A 17,359-nucleotide genomic window follows, 5' to 3' on the forward strand; every position below is an offset into this window, starting at 1 on the left:
TATGTCCTCACGCGCGCTTCGCCAACCTTTCAGCTTGCGGTTGACCTCGAACATCTTTTTGGCGCTTTGGTGTCTGATCGCAGCTTTCCCGATCTTCTGGATCGTAGTGATGAGCTTCAAGTCACCCGTCGATGCATTCGACAGCAACGCGCTTAACGTGATCTTTGGTCCAGCCACGCTAGGCGTCGGCAAAGGATTGTCACTGCTCGACATCATTCTGGGCATCGCGGTCATCTGGGGTACGATCCTCGCGGCTACCAAGACCCTACCTTCCATGGTGAAGTCCTACACCAAATCCGGGCAGGAGTGGTTTGGCTGGCTAGTCGGCGTGCTGGCTTTGTTGGTGGGCTTCCTGCTGGCCTTCTTCGTCATACTGCCTGCGATCCTGAACGTGTTGAACCCGCTCTTTGGCCCTCTCGGACGGGATGTACTTGGTCTGACGACGGAACACTACAAGACCGTTTGGATCGACCGGGGCTTTTCGAACAACTTCAAGAATTCGCTGATCGTGACGACTGGCGTGGTGACGGTATCGCTGACTGTGGGCACGTTGGCAGGGTACGGTCTGGCTCGGTCAGGTTCGACTTTGGCATTCTGGATTCTGATCGTCGCGCTGGTCTTTCGCGCCTTGCCGCACTCGGTGCTTGTCGCGGGCTATCTGCCAGTATTCATCAACTCGGCTGAGTGGCTTAGCCCAATACTGGGTGAAAATGCGCCGACCCTTTACGGTAAGCCTTTCGCGGTGATCGCTGTATTAGTTGCCATCAACCAGCCCTTCACCATCTGGATGCTGCGGTCGTTCTTTCAGAACATCCCGGCAGAGTTGGACGAGGCCGCCCGCGTTGACGGATGCAGCCATTTCCAGGCGTTCCGCCGTGTCATCATGCCGGTGATGTGGCCGGGGGTTATCACGACGGGCCTGTTCAGCTTCTTGCTGGCCTATAACGATTTTCTGGTCACAGCGTTGCTACTAGACGCGCAGAACCAGACCATGGTTCCCGCCATCGTCGGCATGTTCAATCGCGAAACGACCACAACCGACCAAGTCGTCGCCGTGGCCGCCGCCGTGTCGATCACCGCGCCACTAATCTTCCTTGTTCTGATCTTCCAGCGCCAGATCGTCAGCGGTCTGACAGCCGGGGCGGTGAAAGGCTGATGAGTAACCACGCCCGCCATAACGCCATGTCGCGCCACCCGGCGCTGAACAGGATGCCCAGGGATTTTCTGAGCTTTGGGGGCCTTTCCCCCAATCTCTTCCCTGCAATACCTGAAAGGACATGACACATGAAAGGTTCCCGCCCCGCACAAGCGGTTCTGACCCGCGACACGGATCTCAGCAAAACCGAAGACACACGCCGAGTGATTGAAACCATGGTGGATGGTCTGAATGACCATCGCATCGACGATATTGGCGAGTTTTTCGCCAGTGGCTTTCGCTGGATGGGCAATCAGGGCTGCGGTACCAAGACCGGCCTGAAAGAATTTCAAGACAACTGGCAGCGCCCGTTTCAGGCCGCGTTCTCGGACAAGACCTGTATCGACGAGGCGCGTCTTTATATGGGTGAATGGGCGGCTGCCTTTGGCCGTCAGGAAGCCACCCATTCGGGCGAGTTTCTGGGCATCGCCCCCACCGGCAAGCGCGTCGAGATTCGCTACATGGACTTCTGGAAAGTGGTCGACGGCAAGATCGTCGACAACTGGGTGAATGTCGATTTCGCCCATGTCGCCGCGCAGCTGGGCGTGGACCTGTTCAACGGCCAAGGCTGGGAAGCATTTGACCGGGGGGAAAAGGCTCCGCCCCGGCCCAAAAACTGAGGATTGAAAAATGGCAATCGAGTATCTCAAACGCGGTAAGTCTGACGCTGACCGGGCTGAAGACGACGCCAAAACCCGTGCCGTGGTCGAGGCGACGCTGAAAGACATCGAAACCCGCGGCGATGCCGCCGTGCGCGAGCTGAGCGAGAAGTTCGACAACTATTCGCCCGCGTCTTTCCGCCTGTCGCAGCAAGAGATTGACGACCTGATTGGTCAGCTGACCGAGCGTGAACTGGCGGACATCAAGTTTGCGCAGGAACAAGTGCGCAACTTCGCACAGGCGCAACGCGATTCCATGCTGGATATTGAGGTCGAAACCCTGCCGGGTGTGATCCTGGGTCACAAGAACATCCCCGTTCAGTCCGTGGGCTGTTATGTACCCGGCGGCAAGTTCCCGATGGTGGCCTCGGCACATATGTCCGTCGCCACCGCCTCGGTCGCCGGTGTTCCGCGTATCATCGCCTGTACGCCGCCGTTCAACGGCAAGCCGAATGGGGCTGTAATCGCAGCGATGCATCTGGGCGGCGCGCATGAGATCTATGTCATGGGCGGCATTCAGGCCATAGGCGCCATGGCGCTGGGAACCGAGACCATCGATCCGGTTCACATGCTGGTTGGCCCCGGCAACGCCTTTGTAGCCGAAGCCAAGCGCCAGTTGTTTGGGCGTGTCGGTATCGATCTTTTCGCTGGTCCGACCGAGACGATGGTCATCGCTGACGAGTCCGCCGCAGACGCAGAGCTTTGCGCCACTGACCTGCTGGGGCAGGCCGAGCACGGCTATAACAGCCCCTGCGTGCTGCTGACCAACTCGCGCAAACTGGCTGAGGACACCTTGGCCGAGGTGGACCGCCTGCTGGGCATCCTACCGACTGCAGGGACCGCGAAAGTGTCGTGGGAAGAATATGGCGAGGTGATCGTCTGTGACACCTATGACGAGATGCTGCAGGTTGCCGATGACATCGCCTCGGAGCACGTCCAGGTCATGACCGACCGTGACGACTGGTTCCTTGAGAACATGACCTGCTATGGCGCTTTGTTCCTTGGACCGCGCACCAATGTGTCGAATGGCGATAAGGTGATTGGGACCAACCATACGCTGCCAACGAAGAAAGCCGGGCGTTACACCGGTGGGCTATGGGTCGGTAAGTATCTGAAGACGCACAGCTATCAAAAAGTTCTGACTGATGAGGCGGCGACATTGATCGGCGAATATGGTTCACGCCTATGTATGTTGGAAGGTTTTGTCGGCCATGCGGAGCAATGCAACATCCGTGTGCGCCGCTATGGCGGCATCAACGTGCCCTATGGCGAACCGGCACCTTACCGGGACGCAGCCGAATGAGTGACAAGCATACCCAGCACAAGGCCCTGATCGCTCCGCTTAGGGCTGCAATGTATGATTTTTCCGAGGCCAGTGTGCGAAAGGCACTGGCCGAGGTCACGACTTCGGATGCCGTGTTCCATCTGTGCCACCCCTTTGGCGACAGCACTGGCAGTGACACGTACTACGATATCGCCTACAAAGACCTGCTGTCCGCCTGGCCCGATCTGGAACGCCGCGACTATATCGTCATGGCTGGCCCGGATGAGCATGGGGCCGATTGGGTCGGGTGCGGCGGCTACTATACCGGCACCTTTACCGGGCCATGGCTGGATATCCCGCCGACCGGCCATCAGGTGACCATGCGCTTCCACGAATTCTACCGTTTTCTAGACGGCAAAGTGGTCGAGATGCAGGCCCTGTGGGACATCCCCGAGGTGATGATGCAGGCAAATGCCTGGCCGATGGCCCCCAGTCTGGGCCGTGAATGGCATGTGCCCGGACCGGCCACGCAGGACGGCTTGGTGCCCGGCCCCTATGATGCGGCCAAGGGGCAGGCGGCCTGTCAGCATATCATCGACATGCTTGAACACCTCAAGAAGCACCCCTCGCAAGGCGGGCCGGAGGTGATGGAGCCCGACCGGTTCTGGCATCCCCGCATGAATTGGTACGGCCCGGCGGGCATCGGCACCGGGCGCGGGTTTTCCGGGTTTCGCAACTGGCACCAGATTCCGTTCCTCAACGGGATGCCGGATCGCGGGCAATATATCGACGACATCACCTATCACTTCTTCGGGGATGGCGATTATGCCGCCGTGACCGGCTGGCCCAACATGATCCAGACCGTAACCCATGATGGCTGGATGGGGATCGCGCCCTCGGGCAAACGGATCACCATGCGCAGTCTCGATTTCTGGCGGCTGGAAAACGGGCGAATCCGGGAAAACTGGGTATTGGTCGATTTGTTGGACGCCTACCGGCAGCTTGGCGTTGACGTCTTTGCCCGTCTGCGGGAATTCAACAAGGCCCGCAACATGGGCCGCATTGAAATACCGGATGGAATGACCTGATGACCGACTTGCCGCGCACACCTTCGTTTTCCCTGAACGGAAAAACCGCCCTTGTTACCGGAGCCTCCTCGGGGATCGGGCAGGGATGTGCGGTAGCTTTGGCCGAGGCAGGCGCGCATGTCGTCTGCGCGGCCCGCGGTGCGGATCGGTTGAACGACACAGTGGCTGCACTTAAGGCGCAGGGTTGGTCAGCCGAGGCTCTTATGCTGGATCAGAGCGATCTGGACGCGTTAAAACAACTTTTTGAAACGCGCGCCTTTGATATCGTGGTGAACTCGGCCGGGGTCGCTCGGCACAGTGCAGCAATTGAGACAACGCCAGAGGATTTCGATGCCGTCACCAGCGTCAATCTGCGCTCGGCTTATTTCCTCTCAAGCTATGCTGCCCGCGCTTTGATCGAAGCCGGCAAACCCGGCTCGATTATCCACATCTCCAGCCAGATGGGGCATGTCGGCGGGGTCGACCGGGCGCTTTACTGCGCCACCAAGCATGGGCTGGAGGGCATGGTCAAATCCATGGCCATCGAATGGGGCAAACAAGGCATACGGATCAATACCGTCTGCCCGACTTTCATCCGAACGCCTCTGACCCAATCTACCTTTGACAACCCCGAACGCGCCGCGTGGATCATGGAAAAGATCAAGCTGGACCGGGTGGGCGAGGTCGAGGACATCATGGGCGCGGTGCGCTACCTCGCCTCAGACGCTTCAGCGCTGGTCACCGGCACCTCGATGTTGATTGACGGAGGTTGGACGGCAGACTGATGGCTGAGAAAGTAACATCACTTCAGGTCGCCCAGCTTGCAGGGGTCAGCCAGTCAGCGGTTAGCCGAGTCTTTACGCCCGGAGCTTCGGTCAGCAAGAAGACTGAAGAGAAAGTGCGCAAGGCCGCAGCCGAACTGGGTTATCGCCCCAATGTGTTGGCGCGTGCAATGGTATCCGGAAAAAGCCGCATCATCGGTTTGGTGGTCGCCTATCTGGATAACTATTTCTATCCCGAAGCACTCGAGAAGTTGTCGAACGAGTTGCAGGAGCAGGGGTATCACGTCCTGATCTTCATGGCCTCCAGAACAGCGGGAAACATTGACGACGTGATGGAGGAAATCCTCGATTACCAGGTTGATGGCGTCATTCTGGCCTCGGTCGCGATGTCGTCTGATATCGCAACGCGCTGCCAACAGGCCGGTGTGCCAGTGGTGCTGTTCAACCGTAGTCAGGACATCGACGGGATCACGTCGGTCACTTCCGACAACTATGCGGGCGGTCGCAAAGTGGCCGAGTTCCTTATCGCAGCCGGTCACAGCCGCATCGCTTACATTGCCGGGTGGCAGGGCGCATCAACCCAGCGAGACCGCGAAGCTGGCTTCCGGGCAGCTCTGAGCGATGCGGGCCAGGACCTGTACGCTCATGAGATCGGAGAGTTTCACACCGAGAATGCGCGCTTAGCGGCACGTCGTATGTTCGATGTCGAACCGCAGAAACGGCCAGACGCGGTATTTGTTGCCAATGACCACATGGCTCTTGCCGTCATGGATGTCATCCGGTTCGAGTTGGGAATGCGTGTGCCCGAAGACGTTTCGGTCGTTGGATATGATGACGTCCCGCAGGCCGCATGGCTTGCCTATAACCTCACCACCATTCGTCAGCGCGCCAACCTGATGGTTGCCGAGACCGTTGACGCCCTTTTGGGCCATATTGAAAACCCGACAGCCGCTATGGCACGCAAGGTCGCAATTGATGGGCCTCTGATTGTGCGCACATCGGCACGGCTGCCCAAAGGCTGGACGCCGCAAAGGATGAAAACATGAAAGGTTTCGATCCCAAGTTTCGTGACTTCCCCGACTATATCATCGGTATCACCAAAGAGATTTGGGAAGACCGGGGTATCGCGACCCTGCACGACTATTACAGCGAGGATATCGTCGTGCGATCGCCCGGTTCGGTGGTTTTGGGCAATCAGAACGTAATCGGCGCGACCATGGCAACACTGGCCGAGTTTCCGGATCGGCAGCTGTTGGGCGAGGACGTGATCTGGTCTGGTACACCCGAAGACGGGATGCTGAGTTCGCATCGTATCATTTCAACGGCCACGCATTTGGCCGAGGGCGTTTACGGCAAGCCAACCGGAACCAAGCTGCGCTATCGGATACTGGCCGATTGCCACGCCATCGACAATCAGATCAACGACGAATGGCTTATCCGCGATCAGGGTGCCATCGTCCGCCAGATGGGATGGGACCCGAAGGAATACGCCGCCGATCTCATCGCCCGCGAAGGAGGCCCGGACAACTGTGTCAAACCCCTAACTCCCGAAATCGATCAGTCGGGGCCGTACAAGGGCCGTGGAAACGACAACGAGTGGGGTCAGCGCTACGCCGACATTTTGACCCGGATCATGAACGCAGATATGGGCGCGATCGAGTCCGAGTATGACCGGGCTGTTCAATCGGAATATGTGGGCGGCGTAACTGGACATGGTTGGGATGCGGTTGACCGTTTCTGGATGGGCCTACGGGCGAGTTTCCCGAATGCCAAATTTAGGATCGAGCACCAGATCGGGCGCGACGATCCGGATATGCCACCCCGCGCCGCGATCCGCTGGAGTCTGTGGGGCAAACATGACGGCTGGGGCGTGTTTGGCGCACCGACGGGTGCACAGGTGTATGTCCTCGGCATCAGCCACGCAGAGATCGGCGCGCTGATTGGCGGCCAGCCGCAGTTGCGCCGTGAATATACTCTGTTTGATGAAACCTCGGTCTGGAAGCAGATCCTGCTGCAGAGCGGAGAGGTTTGAGTGGCGCGCCCGGTCGCATATCGCATCCTTGTGGATGGCCTGAGTGAGACCGGGACTCTTCGGCGTTACCATATGCACCGTCAAAGCCTGCGTGCACGGCGTTTGAACCTGCGTCCGCCAGGGGAGTGAGAGAGTGTGCTGCAAACGCACGCAGACCACCATTCCTGCAAACGTCGTATCGGAACTTACAAAATGTCGAAATCAACCATCTCTTCCCGCATTGTTCGCTATGGTGAACTCCAGCCCTGCAAAACCGCTTTTATCGACGCCCATACCCCCGGCAGCGATCAGAAAGAGAACTTTACAATCATCGGCGGTGGTGTCTCGGAATCCCCGGATCAGCACGTGCACATCACTGACAAGATCGGCTTTAACATCGGCGCTGCGGGCCAGCCGCCGAAGTGCCGGAACTCTTTGCACAGCCACACGACGGCCGAGGTCTTCTTCGTCGCCAAAGGACGTTGGCGGTTTTTCTGGGGCCGCTATGGCACTGCAGGAGAGTTCATCGCCGAGGAGGGTGATATCTTCAACATCCCGACCGGCATTTTCCGTGGTTTCGAAAATGTCGGTCAGGATTATGGGATGATCATGTCGATCTTGGGCGGTGACGACGCGGGCGGCGGAGTGACGTGGGCACCTCAAGTTATCGAAGATGCGCAGGCACATGGATTGATGCTGGGCGACAATGGTGTGCTTTACGACTCCAAAAAGGGGCAGGAACTGCCTCACAACGTCCGACCAATGCCTTTGCTGACCGAAGAGCAGTTGAAAGGCTACCCCGAGGTTCCGGTTGAGGATGTCGTTGGTAAATACGTCGCGCGGTATTGGGACCTGATGGCGTTTTCGGCCAACAAGCCCGCGCAGGTGATTGGCGAAAACGGAATGATCAAGGATAAACCCGGTTTCGAGGTTGATTTCCTTGGGCGAGGGTCCGCTGTGACCGAGTCGATCGCGGCAGAAAAACCTGTGGTTCTTATGCCGGCCAGCGGCCACTGGCGTGTTTCGATCGACGATCATGAAACCACTTTGTCGACCGGCGACACGGCTTTAGTTTTGCCCGGTGAAGCCTATAGCGTACAACCTTCAATGACTGGTCAGGCGGGTTTGTACAGGATCACCGCAACCGATGACCCGGCAGGAGCGACCTGGACAGGATGAGCGTAGATCCAAACGACACCCATGCCGTTTATGAGCGGCAAGCGACGGAGTATGACAAGCTTCGCTCAAAGGCCCTGTTCGAAGCGCGCTGGCTGGCGCGCTTCACCGCCAGTCTCAAGCCGGGGGATCATGTGCTGGATCTGGGCTGCGGCACAGGCGATCCGATTGCGCGCTGGTTCATGGCCGAAGGGTTCGCAGTAACAGGCGTCGATTTCGCCGAGGCAATGCTGGCCATCGCCCGTGACCGCTGGCCTGACGGGGATTGGCGGCATGCTGATATGCGGGACTTTGAGTTAGACCAGCAATTCGACGGCATCATCGCCTGGAATAGCTTTTATCATCTGACGGCAGGTGAACAAAAAGACTGTATCGCGCGCATGTCGCATCATTTGCGCTCCGGTGGAATGCTTATGCTGACTGTTGGACCTCGGGCCGGAGAGGTTAGCGGAGCGGTGGGATCAGAGCTTGTCTATCACGCCTCGCTATCCCCAGCCGGTTACGCGACATGTCTTGAAGAAAACGGACTGCAAATGACCGGGTATCTGGCCGAAGACCCTGAGACCCAAAGCCACACGATCCTGATGGCACGCAAAGTTTAAGGAGGCGCTGATGACTATCAAAACCACACATGTTGGGTCTCTGCCCCGGACGCAAGACGTGGTGGATTTCATTTTCGCCCGTGAGAACGGTGAACCCTACAACGCGGCCGCGTTTGATGCCTGTATGACCGATGCGGTTTCTGAGACAGTGCGTAAACAGATCGAATCCGGTGTCGATGTTGTCAGCGATGGCGAAACCTCAAAGATTTCGTACGCCACCTATGTCAAGGATCGTTACACTGGCTTTTCCGGAGACAGTCCCCGAAATGCGCCTGCAGATTTGAAGATGTTCCCCAGTTTTCTGCAGCGACTGGCTGATGACGGTGGCACGCCAAAATACGCACGTCCGATGTGCACAGGCGAGGTGCGTTCAAAGGGGCAGGGCGAGTTGGAGAAGGACATTGCCAACCTCAAAGCCGCCATGGCCCAACATGGGAGCGAGCGCGGTTTCATGAATGCTGCGTCACCTGGTGTGATTTCGTTGTTTTTGCAGAATGAATTTTACCCAACACGAGAGGCCTATCTGGCAGCGCTGGCCGATGCCATGAAAGAAGAATACGAAACCATCGTGGCCGCTGGTTTGGACCTGCAACTGGATTGCCCCGATCTGGCCTTGTCGCGCCATATGCTGTTCACCGATCTTTCGGACGACGAGTTCGTCAAGATTGCCGACTTGCACGTTGAGGCCCTGAATCACGCGCTTCAAGACGTCCCACAGGATCGTGTGCGGGTGCATATCTGCTGGGGCAACTACGAAGGTCCGCATTGCTGTGACATCGCAATGGACAAGGTTTTCAGCACCCTGATGGCCACGAAATCTCGCTATGTTCTGTTTGAGACCTCGAACCCACGACACGCGCATGAGTGGACTGTGTTTCGCGATCGCAAGTCGGAGATACCAGATGACAAGATTCTGGTGCCTGGTGTGGTCGACACCACCACCAATTTCATCGAGCATCCCGAACTTGTGGCGCAGCGGATCGAGCGCTTTACGGGAATTGTCGGCGCGGACCGCGTAATAGCGGGCAGCGATTGCGGTTTTGGGACCTTTGCGGGATTTGGGGCGGTTGATCCTCAGATTGCCTACGCCAAATTGTCCGCGCTGTCTGCGGGGGCGAAGCTGGCTTCGGCATGACACCCGTGATTTTCTTGCCGGGTATGATGTGTAATGCCCGCCTCTTTGGCCCGCAGATCAATGCTCTGTCGGGCAACAGGCCCGTAATGACGTTCCCTTTGTCCCGGCATGACAGCGTGCAGGCCATGGCGTATGATATCCTGAAAAACGCGCCGCCCGATTTCGCACTGGCAGGTTTGTCGATGGGGGGGATCGTGGCGATGGAAGTATTGCGTCAAGCCCCTGAACGTGTCTCGCGACTGGCATTGCTCGACACAAATCCACTCGCTGAAAATCCAGAGGTAAAAGCCCGTCGTGGGCCCCAAATGGCGGCTGTTCGCGACGGCAAGCTGAGGTCGGTTATGCGGGACGAGATGAAACCCAATTATCTGGCCGACGGACCTAACCGGGGGGCTATCCTGGATCTTTGTATGGCGATGGCCACCGATCTGGGCCCAGACGTTTTCTTGCGCCAATCGCAGGCGCTGATGGACCGCCCAGACCAAAGCGCGACTCTGGGGGCTTTTACCGGAAAGGCCCTGGTCCTGTGTGGGCGAGAAGACAAATTGTGCCCAGTTGAGCGCCACCAGTTGATGCATGATCTGCTGCCACACAGCGCGCTGGAGATCATTGAAGGTGCAGGGCACCTCCCGACACTGGAACAACCACAAAAAACCACGGCGGCATTAATCCGCTGGTTGGAGGACACATGACCCCATCTCTTTTGTCCCTGCTGCGCAAGGTCGACACCCCCACCGTCTGCAATGCCATCGAAGTGGCGAAGGGCAAGCGCGGTTTCGACGATTTTACGCGCGGTACCATGCTGTGTTCAGCGCCTGAAGAACCCGCGATTGTCGGCTATGCGCGCACGGCCAAGATCGCGGCAGCCAACCCACCGACCGACCCGTCCGACGTCATCAAAGCCCGGCGCATGGCCTATTACAAATACATGGCCGAAGCGCCCAGCCCCTGTGTCGCTGTGATTGAGGACTTGGATTATCCGGAATGCATCGGAGCCTATTGGGGTGAGATCAATACCTCTGTCCACAAAGGGTTTGGCATTTTCGGTGTCGTAACCAACGGTGTCATGCGCGATCTCGGAGACTTACCCGAGGGGTTCCCAGTTGTTGCCGGTTCCATTGGGCCGAGCCACGGTTTCGTCCACATCCGCGAGATTGATACGCCGGTTTCAATTTTTGGCCTGACGGTCAATCCAGGCGAGTTGGTCCATGCCGACCGCCATGGTGCGCTGGTGGTTCCTGAGGATGTTCTCAATCAATTAGAAGCTGCAATACAAAAGCTGTTGTCGACGGAACGTATTGTCTTGGACGCAGCCCGTCATCCGGAGTTTAATTTTGAAGCATTCGAAACCGCTTGGGCCGCTTTTGAAAAGGCCAGAGTCTGAGTGTCGGTTAAGTGAACGAGAAACGATATACCTTAGGTACAACTGACTTTATTTGGTGCCGCAATGACAATCTCTGAAAATGGCAGGTCAAAAGAAGTTATATTGCGGAATCATACTCAACTTCGAAAGTCCGGATTGGTCCGAAGGCTTCCCACCGCGGGATGCGAACGCGAAAGGAAACTTCGCTGATGGCTGAGAACCTTTTTAACTGCAAAGCTTCGGAGAACCTGCGCTCCTGATTTTCCGGCCGTAGTACATGTGACGGATCCCGGCCCAGTAAGCCGCGGCTTCGCACATGGGACACGGCCTGGAAGATGAGTACATGACCGCGCTGTTCAAATCTCGGTCATTGAGGCGGCGCGCGGCGTCCCTGATCGCGGCCATTTCGGCGTGGGCCGTGGGGTCTTGATCCAAGATGACCCTGCTCCATGATTGGCCAATAATAACGTTGTCGCGCACCACAACTGCGCCATACCCCTGATCTCCATGGTCAATCGCATACTGACGCATCTCGAAAGCCCGCTCCATGAATGTGGCATCATTGGGATTACTTGGTTGAGGTATTGCGTCGTCCGCCCTTGTAGAAGTTTGGCCTACAGCGGAGCCACTCAATCCAATTGTCAGTGCGCCAAGGCCTGATGCGCCAAGAAAACCACGCCTCGCGAGAACGAGTGCGCTAGGACAGTCCTGTTCACTTTTTCTGATCTTGTCCATTGTGCCGTTACCCGTGAGATGTGTTTAACTCTGTCAGCGCTCCGCTACGAGAGGACCTTGATTTGAGGTTGGTCTCATCCAAGCTGCCATCGGTACCTGTGAGGTGGAACGCTCCGCTCCAGCATGCTGGATTGGCCTCAATCATCTTTTCTTAGCCGCTCTGCCATCTCAGTAAATCCGCGCAGTTCGGCGTGTTCGAGCGGCGTAGTGCCGTTTCGATCGGCAAGCGATCGGTCAGCACCTGCTGCCAACAATGCATCCAGAACTGCAAGATGATCCGGACCGCCGTCGCCAAGCACAACGGCTTCGATAACTGCAGTCCAGTGCAGATTGTTCACATGGTCCAGAGGCGCGCCAGCGGCGATCAGCCGTCTGACAATCTCAACATGACCGAGATGCGCGGCCGCGATCAAAGCCGTTCCTTCATAAGGGCTGGTCGTTAGGCCTGGATCATTGCCCAATGCGATTGCGAGCGTCATCAGTTCCGGATCGTTTGCCACGGCGGCGATCGTGACCACGTCGTAGGCCTGACCTTCAAGCGCATTCATATCAGCGCCTGCCTCAGCGAGTGCACGCAACGCTTCGTCCTTCGAAGCAAAGGCTGCCGCATGGGCTGGCGTGCGGCCTCGCGAGTCCCGCGCGTTGACATTTGCTCCCGCCGCAACGAGCTGCTGGATCATTTCTACGTTGCCAGTGTGAGCGGCTGCAAAAAGGCCATCGTATTCTGCGACCTCCGCAGCCGAAGGCGGCGTCTGCGCCATACCCATGTTGGCGGCAAGACCCGTCACGAACGTAAATAGCAAAAGACGAAACATGGCCAATCCTTATACTTAAAAACAGGTCAGGAGGGTGCGGTAGCAATAGCAGGTGTATTCGATGTCCTTTTCCATTCAAGCTCAGAATCTTTTCCTACTGTCCGTCCTCAGGGATTTTGGGACAGATGGTCGCCTGATCTAAGATAGGATCTGGCTCAACTGGTTGTTGTGATTATGCGGCGGATTTGCGGTGAAGCAAGCGCCTGGTTTCGATTGTTTTCCGTTTAATCCTTTCGCGTTGTTTCAGAATGGTCTGGCCCCGTCCGAAGTAGACGTCAGCCGTTGCTGATGCTTCGCCCCGGTGTATTTGCCATTTGAGGGTTGCGCGAAATACGCGGTGTTGCTTATCCAATCGAGCTATTTGCCCTCATCGAGTGAGACAGTTTCGAACCTTTGGACTATTAACGAAGAATTTTGCACTCATTTCACCAAACTATTTGGTGTTGGCTAACCAAACACCGATCATTCGATAGTCTCTTCCGGTGGCACTGGGTAACCAGCCATAGTCAAGCCCTCCATGACCCTGTGGATCAGCTCTTTAGGCATGCCGCGCGCGCGAAACGGGGCACGGGGATCTAATTGGTAGTCCGGAAACTGCTCTTTGATGTATTCTACTGTCTCTTCAGCCTTCTCCTGTTGTCCATTTAGCGCATAACAGGCAGCGAGGCTGGCTTGGTTCATTGGCAATCTGCCGCCCATCGCTAGCAGAATGTCAATGGCTTCGCCGTATTCACCTAGCATGATGGCGTTCAAGTGCGCTGCATAATTATAGCCCGGATGTAGTTTGGGATTAAGCGCTCGCGCTCGCTCGATCCATGCCAGCCCTGTTTCAAAGTCACCGGAATAGGCAAAAAAGATTCCAAGGTCGGCTAAAATCCAAGAGTCATTCGGGTTTAACGACACCGCGCGCTCAGCATGTTTACGGTAGACATCCATGCTCTCGCCGAGCAACCGGCTTCGTACCGCAAGAGCGTAATAGGCATCAGGATTATTTGGGTCTGCTTCAATGGCATGATGTGCTGCGTCAGAGCTTTTCTGGGCCCAGTTTGGATCCAGATCGTAAGAGTTCTTTTTTGAATCAAGATAGTTATACGCTAGGCGCGACCAGCCCAACGAATAGCCTGGCTCCTCCTCTACAGTCCGCAACAGGCAATCGCGCGCTCTGCGGTGCTCCGGCAGGGCAAAAGTTTGATAAAACCAATGTGCCGTCATGTAACACTCGTACGCGTCAAGGCTTTCGGGTGCCTTTTCGCGGATCGTCTGTATGACGTCGGCCTTGAATAGCGGCGCATCGCTCGACCCTATGAGCGAAGCAATCTTGCGAGCAACTTCCACCTGCACGTCCAGAATGCTTGCAAGGCTCACGTCGCCTTCAAACGGACCAGGTGCCTGAAGCTGCAGGCAGGTTTTTGCATCGGTGAACGTGGTAGTGACCCGCAGCTTGTCATCCGATCGTTGTACGGTGCCACCCAGAATGTAATCTGCACTAAGCTCATTACGGATCACCTCGCACTCTGGCTTGTCGCGTAATGCAGTGCCGGCCTCAGGCGCGAAGATAAAAAGATTGGTGAATTTGGCGAGCATGGCGTTGATGTCTCGGGTCAGTCCATCGCTGAAATAGTCGTCCTGTGGATCTCCGCCTACGTTCTCGAAGGGTAGGATCAACACCTTAGGCCCGGTCGGCAGCGTAAAGCTCTCTTCATTTGGGTAGACCAGATAGACCAGCCCGCCTAAGACAAGAGCAGTTGCTGCGGCTAACGATCCTAGTTTTTTGGGGTCGCGCTGTTTTGCCGACCTTACTGCTTTCTCGGGCGGCCAGGTCCAGAGATTTATTCTTTGCGTGATGTTCTTTAGCTTGTGGGCACCTGAATCCCCAAACGCGACATCCAGCTTGCCGTGTACCATTTCGGCAACCGGTTTCGAGATGATAATTCCACCGGGCGGCGCCAGTGACTCGAGCCGGGCGGCAATGTTGACGCCATCTCCCAGAAGGTTTTCACCCTGAACCATTACGTCGCCAAGATGAACGCCCATGCGAAACTGCAGCTGGCCACTCTTCCGGCTTTCGGCGTTAGCTTGGGCAATGCCATTTTGCGCAGCCAATGCTGCTTGTACAGCCTTCACTGGGCTTGCGAATTCCGCAATGACACTGTCCCCGGCGCTCCCGAAGATCCGACCGCCATGGCTTGATATTTGTGCGTCAATGAGTGCACGGCAGGCCGTCAAATCGGCCAATGCCGCTACTTCGTCCTCGCCCATTAGCTTTGAATATGCGACAGCATCTGCAGCGAGGATTGTGGCCAACCGTCGTTCCATCAAAACCTCTCGTTAACCGATTTTAGCCTAAAGGAGAAAAATTGCTAAGCGCATAGGCCAGTGCAATCGAATGCCAATGCCTTTTTGCGTAGACTGTGAGTTTATGTGGTCTTCGATTTCGTACCCGCAGCGTGGCATCACGACAGCATTTCTCGAAGTGAACTCAGACATCGCGGGTTGCCAAGGCTTTCATCCACCAGTGCAGCACCAGCAGTTGATCCGTGGCAGACATTTACAATCAGCCATTGCATTTCTCGAAATCGCAACGGGGCGGACTTTTGCCCGAGACTACACTCGATACCAGCTTTCAACGTCTCGGGCGGCTTCCCCGACTGTAAAAGCAGCCTCTACCTCTGCGATTGCACACTGTACTTCGTCCGGGCCTGCACTGAGTTCTGAGACGTTCGCACCCAGGTCATGGGCTGACCCGGCATCTGAATAAATCGTATCAACCCCAATTCCGATGGCGTTTCGGTGTTGCAGCAGGTGCTCAAAAAACCGCACATAAATCATCTCCTCGTACGGAGAATAAATTTCTTCTTCAGAGATCAAGCCCAATTCTGCAGCCTTGGCACACGTCAAGTGCCAAGCCAGCTCCATTGTCGATGGAGGCGCATCTCTGGCCTCATCAGGATGTTTTGGGTTCGCAAACGTAGATCTTCGGATGGCTTCGAGTTTGTCGCGCAAACTCTTTGTGGGAACCGGATAGATGAATTTGGTTCCATCGGATGCGAGTGCTGTTTCAACCTGATCCGGCTGTACCTGAATGAACTCGGAAAACCTGTTTCCGATGATAGGGACTTCACCGACAATCATGTCGGTGGGATCGGTATTCTCTGCCAGCCATCGCGCCAGGGCTCTCCGGCCCCACAATCCGGCTGCCTTTCGGATCAACGGATGAGTTCCATCCGAAACATCTGGATACCTTGCGAGTATGTCCTCGGTCTGAAACGCCGCGAGCCCCGTATCCCAACGCATGATATGCACACGACGCCCCAAGGATACCGAAATAGATATCTGCTTGCGCAACAGGAATGACTTTCCAGAAGCTGGTAATCCGGTGAAGAAAACCATGCGGCAACGGCGTGCAGCATCCGCAAGGTGTCTTCCAATCTCTGTGTCCGCAAAACTGTCGATAGAAATTGCGAATCTCCTAATTCGGTGTCGGCCACAGGCCGAAACGGCAATTGGACTTTGCTGCCCAAAAACCGTTTCCAGCACGCGACCTTTAAAGCCAACCAGACAATATCAGGTGCAATGCGGGTGACACGCGCACCAATGCTGCCTGATCAGTCGGTTGCGAAGCAATAAAACAGACCCGCCCCACCAGAACGTGGCAGATGTTCCTCCCCGCAACCGCGCGAGCCGTGCGATGAGTTCCAGGACAACATGTTGCGGGCATCGTTGAGACCGACACGGTCATGGTGTCCAACAATTGCAGACCCGTCTTCACTATTCGAAGTCCAGTTGCTGCATGTCGTGTCACCACCTGCCGTCGAGAAATATCCAGCGGAATCGGAGCCGGTCAGAATGTCATGTTTGTTCGGCTGACTGCCACGCCCATTGACAGGAATACCATTTTCGTCGAGCGCGGTTTGAAGATTAATATTCACGCCTTCACTGTGCAGCTCTTCAACATTATTGGCGATGAGCTCTCCATTGGCATTATACCATGGACCTGACCCGATCCGGTCGCGTGCAGAAATGCCATTGGTGATTGTCATCGGATCGGTGCTGCGATCAATGGACATTGAGGTGCTCAGATAGGCCGCAAAAGTTTTGGAAGAACCGGCCGCGGAAGCAAGCGCATTGCAATGAGCATCGGCACCTTCGAGGCCGCCTAGATTGGCACCATCCCCCTTGCCCACGCTAGTGATGAAAAATGACATCTCCTCGCCTGCCGATTGCGCCTGTGCGGTCGCCGCGAAACAGAAGGTTAGAAGTGCAGCAAACCCGTGAACAGTTGTTCTTTTGGTGAACTTCAACATATATGTCTCCCTTCGTGCTATGTGATCACTGATGCTAGTCGTATGCCCGGTATGGGTCCACGAAATAGCGATCACGATTTGTAGAATACAGCAGCGAAGCCTGCCAAACACGTGATGACTGAATATCGGCTGGCACAAACTTTGTGGCGGACTTTCGTCACCTCCGCAGCAACAAAAAAATTGGTTCGTCCGACAACTTCGCTGCTGGGGCCGCGAAAGCTCGGTCTGAGGAGTGCTCTTTCGCTGCGCCG

General features: G+C 56.3%; 17 protein-coding genes. 12 read left to right on the plus strand and 5 right to left on the minus strand.

All coding sequences use genetic code 11. The features are described 5' to 3' along the window. Nucleotide 1: 1 nt before the first annotated feature. From GOW93_RS11550 to GOW93_RS11605, 12 genes are all read left to right on the plus strand, one after another. Nucleotides 2-1,156, plus strand: a complete 1,155-nt coding sequence (locus tag GOW93_RS11550) for a carbohydrate ABC transporter permease (RefSeq protein ID WP_170384212.1) — start codon at nucleotides 2-4, stop codon at nucleotides 1,154-1,156. Nucleotides 1,157-1,284: 128 nt separating this feature from the next. Continuing rightward, entirely contained in the window at nucleotides 1,285-1,815 is a 531-nt protein-coding gene (locus tag GOW93_RS11555) for an ester cyclase (protein ID WP_170384215.1), read from the plus strand. A gap of 10 nt (nucleotides 1,816-1,825) precedes the next feature. Next, nucleotides 1,826-3,157, plus strand: a complete 1,332-nt coding sequence (gene hisD / locus GOW93_RS11560; protein WP_170384217.1) for a histidinol dehydrogenase — start codon at nucleotides 1,826-1,828, stop codon at nucleotides 3,155-3,157. Then, nucleotides 3,154-4,206, plus strand: coding sequence for an ester cyclase (locus GOW93_RS11565; protein WP_170384219.1), 1,053 nt, complete (start codon nucleotides 3,154-3,156; stop codon nucleotides 4,204-4,206). The genes hisD and GOW93_RS11565 overlap by 4 nt, the downstream gene beginning before the upstream one ends. Further along, entirely contained in the window at nucleotides 4,206-4,970 is a 765-nt protein-coding gene (locus tag GOW93_RS11570) for an SDR family NAD(P)-dependent oxidoreductase (protein WP_170384221.1), read from the plus strand. Before GOW93_RS11565 ends, GOW93_RS11570 begins: the two co-directional genes overlap by 1 nt. Beyond that, nucleotides 4,970-6,013 (plus strand): LacI family DNA-binding transcriptional regulator, encoded by a 1,044-nt coding sequence (locus tag GOW93_RS11575; protein WP_217354789.1) that lies wholly within the window; start codon nucleotides 4,970-4,972, stop codon nucleotides 6,011-6,013. The genes GOW93_RS11570 and GOW93_RS11575 overlap by 1 nt, the downstream gene beginning before the upstream one ends. Next, nucleotides 6,010-6,999 carry an ester cyclase gene (locus tag GOW93_RS11580; RefSeq protein ID WP_170384223.1) on the plus strand — a complete coding sequence of 330 codons (990 nt, stop codon included), beginning with the start codon at nucleotides 6,010-6,012 and terminating at the stop codon, nucleotides 6,997-6,999. The genes GOW93_RS11575 and GOW93_RS11580 overlap by 4 nt, the downstream gene beginning before the upstream one ends. Nucleotides 7,000-7,191: 192 nt before the next feature. After that, nucleotides 7,192-8,157, plus strand: a complete 966-nt coding sequence (locus tag GOW93_RS11585) for a cupin (protein ID WP_170384225.1) — start codon at nucleotides 7,192-7,194, stop codon at nucleotides 8,155-8,157. Next, nucleotides 8,154-8,756 carry a class I SAM-dependent methyltransferase gene (locus GOW93_RS11590; protein ID WP_170384227.1) on the plus strand — a complete coding sequence of 201 codons (603 nt, stop codon included), beginning with the start codon at nucleotides 8,154-8,156 and terminating at the stop codon, nucleotides 8,754-8,756. Before GOW93_RS11585 ends, GOW93_RS11590 begins: the two co-directional genes overlap by 4 nt. A gap of 10 nt (nucleotides 8,757-8,766) precedes the next feature. Beyond that, nucleotides 8,767-9,891 (plus strand): cobalamin-independent methionine synthase II family protein, encoded by a 1,125-nt coding sequence (locus GOW93_RS11595; protein WP_170384229.1) that lies wholly within the window; start codon nucleotides 8,767-8,769, stop codon nucleotides 9,889-9,891. Then, nucleotides 9,888-10,583 (plus strand): alpha/beta fold hydrolase, encoded by a 696-nt coding sequence (locus GOW93_RS11600; protein ID WP_170384231.1) that lies wholly within the window; start codon nucleotides 9,888-9,890, stop codon nucleotides 10,581-10,583. The genes GOW93_RS11595 and GOW93_RS11600 overlap by 4 nt, the downstream gene beginning before the upstream one ends. Further along, nucleotides 10,580-11,275, plus strand: coding sequence for an RraA family protein (locus GOW93_RS11605; RefSeq protein WP_170384233.1), 696 nt, complete (start codon nucleotides 10,580-10,582; stop codon nucleotides 11,273-11,275). Before GOW93_RS11600 ends, GOW93_RS11605 begins: the two co-directional genes overlap by 4 nt. 204 nt (nucleotides 11,276-11,479) lie before the next feature. Here the strand turns inward: GOW93_RS11605 and GOW93_RS20920 are convergent, their stop codons facing one another. The 5 genes from GOW93_RS20920 to GOW93_RS11630 form a co-directional block, all read right to left on the minus strand. Further along, a complete protein-coding gene (locus GOW93_RS20920; RefSeq protein WP_170384234.1) occupies nucleotides 11,480-11,989 on the minus strand; it encodes a nucleoside deaminase in 510 nt (169 codons plus the stop codon). 137 nt (nucleotides 11,990-12,126) lie between these two features. Continuing rightward, complete coding sequence (locus tag GOW93_RS11615) at nucleotides 12,127-12,804, minus strand: ankyrin repeat domain-containing protein (RefSeq protein ID WP_170384236.1); 678 nt, start codon at nucleotides 12,802-12,804, stop codon at nucleotides 12,127-12,129. Between the two features lie 462 nt (nucleotides 12,805-13,266). Continuing rightward, entirely contained in the window at nucleotides 13,267-15,120 is a 1,854-nt protein-coding gene (locus tag GOW93_RS11620) for an adenylate/guanylate cyclase domain-containing protein (protein WP_170384238.1), read from the minus strand. 288 nt (nucleotides 15,121-15,408) lie between these two features. Further along, nucleotides 15,409-16,098 (minus strand): hypothetical protein, encoded by a 690-nt coding sequence (locus GOW93_RS11625; protein WP_170384240.1) that lies wholly within the window; start codon nucleotides 16,096-16,098, stop codon nucleotides 15,409-15,411. Between the two features lie 311 nt (nucleotides 16,099-16,409). Next, complete coding sequence (locus GOW93_RS11630; RefSeq protein ID WP_170384242.1) at nucleotides 16,410-17,108, minus strand: hypothetical protein; 699 nt, start codon at nucleotides 17,106-17,108, stop codon at nucleotides 16,410-16,412. Nucleotides 17,109-17,359: the final 251 nt, after the last annotated feature.

Origin of the sequence: Ruegeria atlantica, assembly GCF_013032455.1 — a bacterium.
Classification (GTDB): domain Bacteria; phylum Pseudomonadota; class Alphaproteobacteria; order Rhodobacterales; family Rhodobacteraceae; genus Ruegeria; species Ruegeria atlantica_B.

Bases quoted from the DNA above. Each gene is read 5' to 3' on its own strand.
- GOW93_RS11550 (WP_170384212.1), top strand. From the start codon at position 2: ATGTCCTCACGCGCGCTTCGCCAACCTTTCAGCTTGCGGTTGACCTCG.
- GOW93_RS11555 (WP_170384215.1), top strand. From the start codon at position 1,285: ATGAAAGGTTCCCGCCCCGCACAAGCGGTTCTGACCCGCGACACGGAT.
- hisD (WP_170384217.1), top strand. From the start codon at position 1,826: ATGGCAATCGAGTATCTCAAACGCGGTAAGTCTGACGCTGACCGGGCT.
- GOW93_RS11565 (WP_170384219.1), top strand. From the start codon at position 3,154: ATGAGTGACAAGCATACCCAGCACAAGGCCCTGATCGCTCCGCTTAGG.
- GOW93_RS11570 (WP_170384221.1), top strand. From the start codon at position 4,206: ATGACCGACTTGCCGCGCACACCTTCGTTTTCCCTGAACGGAAAAACC.
- GOW93_RS11575 (WP_217354789.1), top strand. From the start codon at position 4,970: ATGGCTGAGAAAGTAACATCACTTCAGGTCGCCCAGCTTGCAGGGGTC.
- GOW93_RS11580 (WP_170384223.1), top strand. From the start codon at position 6,010: ATGAAAGGTTTCGATCCCAAGTTTCGTGACTTCCCCGACTATATCATC.
- GOW93_RS11585 (WP_170384225.1), top strand. From the start codon at position 7,192: ATGTCGAAATCAACCATCTCTTCCCGCATTGTTCGCTATGGTGAACTC.
- GOW93_RS11590 (WP_170384227.1), top strand. From the start codon at position 8,154: ATGAGCGTAGATCCAAACGACACCCATGCCGTTTATGAGCGGCAAGCG.
- GOW93_RS11595 (WP_170384229.1), top strand. From the start codon at position 8,767: ATGACTATCAAAACCACACATGTTGGGTCTCTGCCCCGGACGCAAGAC.
- GOW93_RS11600 (WP_170384231.1), top strand. From the start codon at position 9,888: ATGACACCCGTGATTTTCTTGCCGGGTATGATGTGTAATGCCCGCCTC.
- GOW93_RS11605 (WP_170384233.1), top strand. From the start codon at position 10,580: ATGACCCCATCTCTTTTGTCCCTGCTGCGCAAGGTCGACACCCCCACC.
- GOW93_RS20920 (WP_170384234.1), bottom strand. From the start codon at position 11,989: ATGGACAAGATCAGAAAAAGTGAACAGGACTGTCCTAGCGCACTCGTT.
- GOW93_RS11615 (WP_170384236.1), bottom strand. From the start codon at position 12,804: ATGTTTCGTCTTTTGCTATTTACGTTCGTGACGGGTCTTGCCGCCAAC.
- GOW93_RS11620 (WP_170384238.1), bottom strand. From the start codon at position 15,120: ATGGAACGACGGTTGGCCACAATCCTCGCTGCAGATGCTGTCGCATAT.
- GOW93_RS11625 (WP_170384240.1), bottom strand. From the start codon at position 16,098: ATGCGTTGGGATACGGGGCTCGCGGCGTTTCAGACCGAGGACATACTC.
- GOW93_RS11630 (WP_170384242.1), bottom strand. From the start codon at position 17,108: ATGTTGAAGTTCACCAAAAGAACAACTGTTCACGGGTTTGCTGCACTT.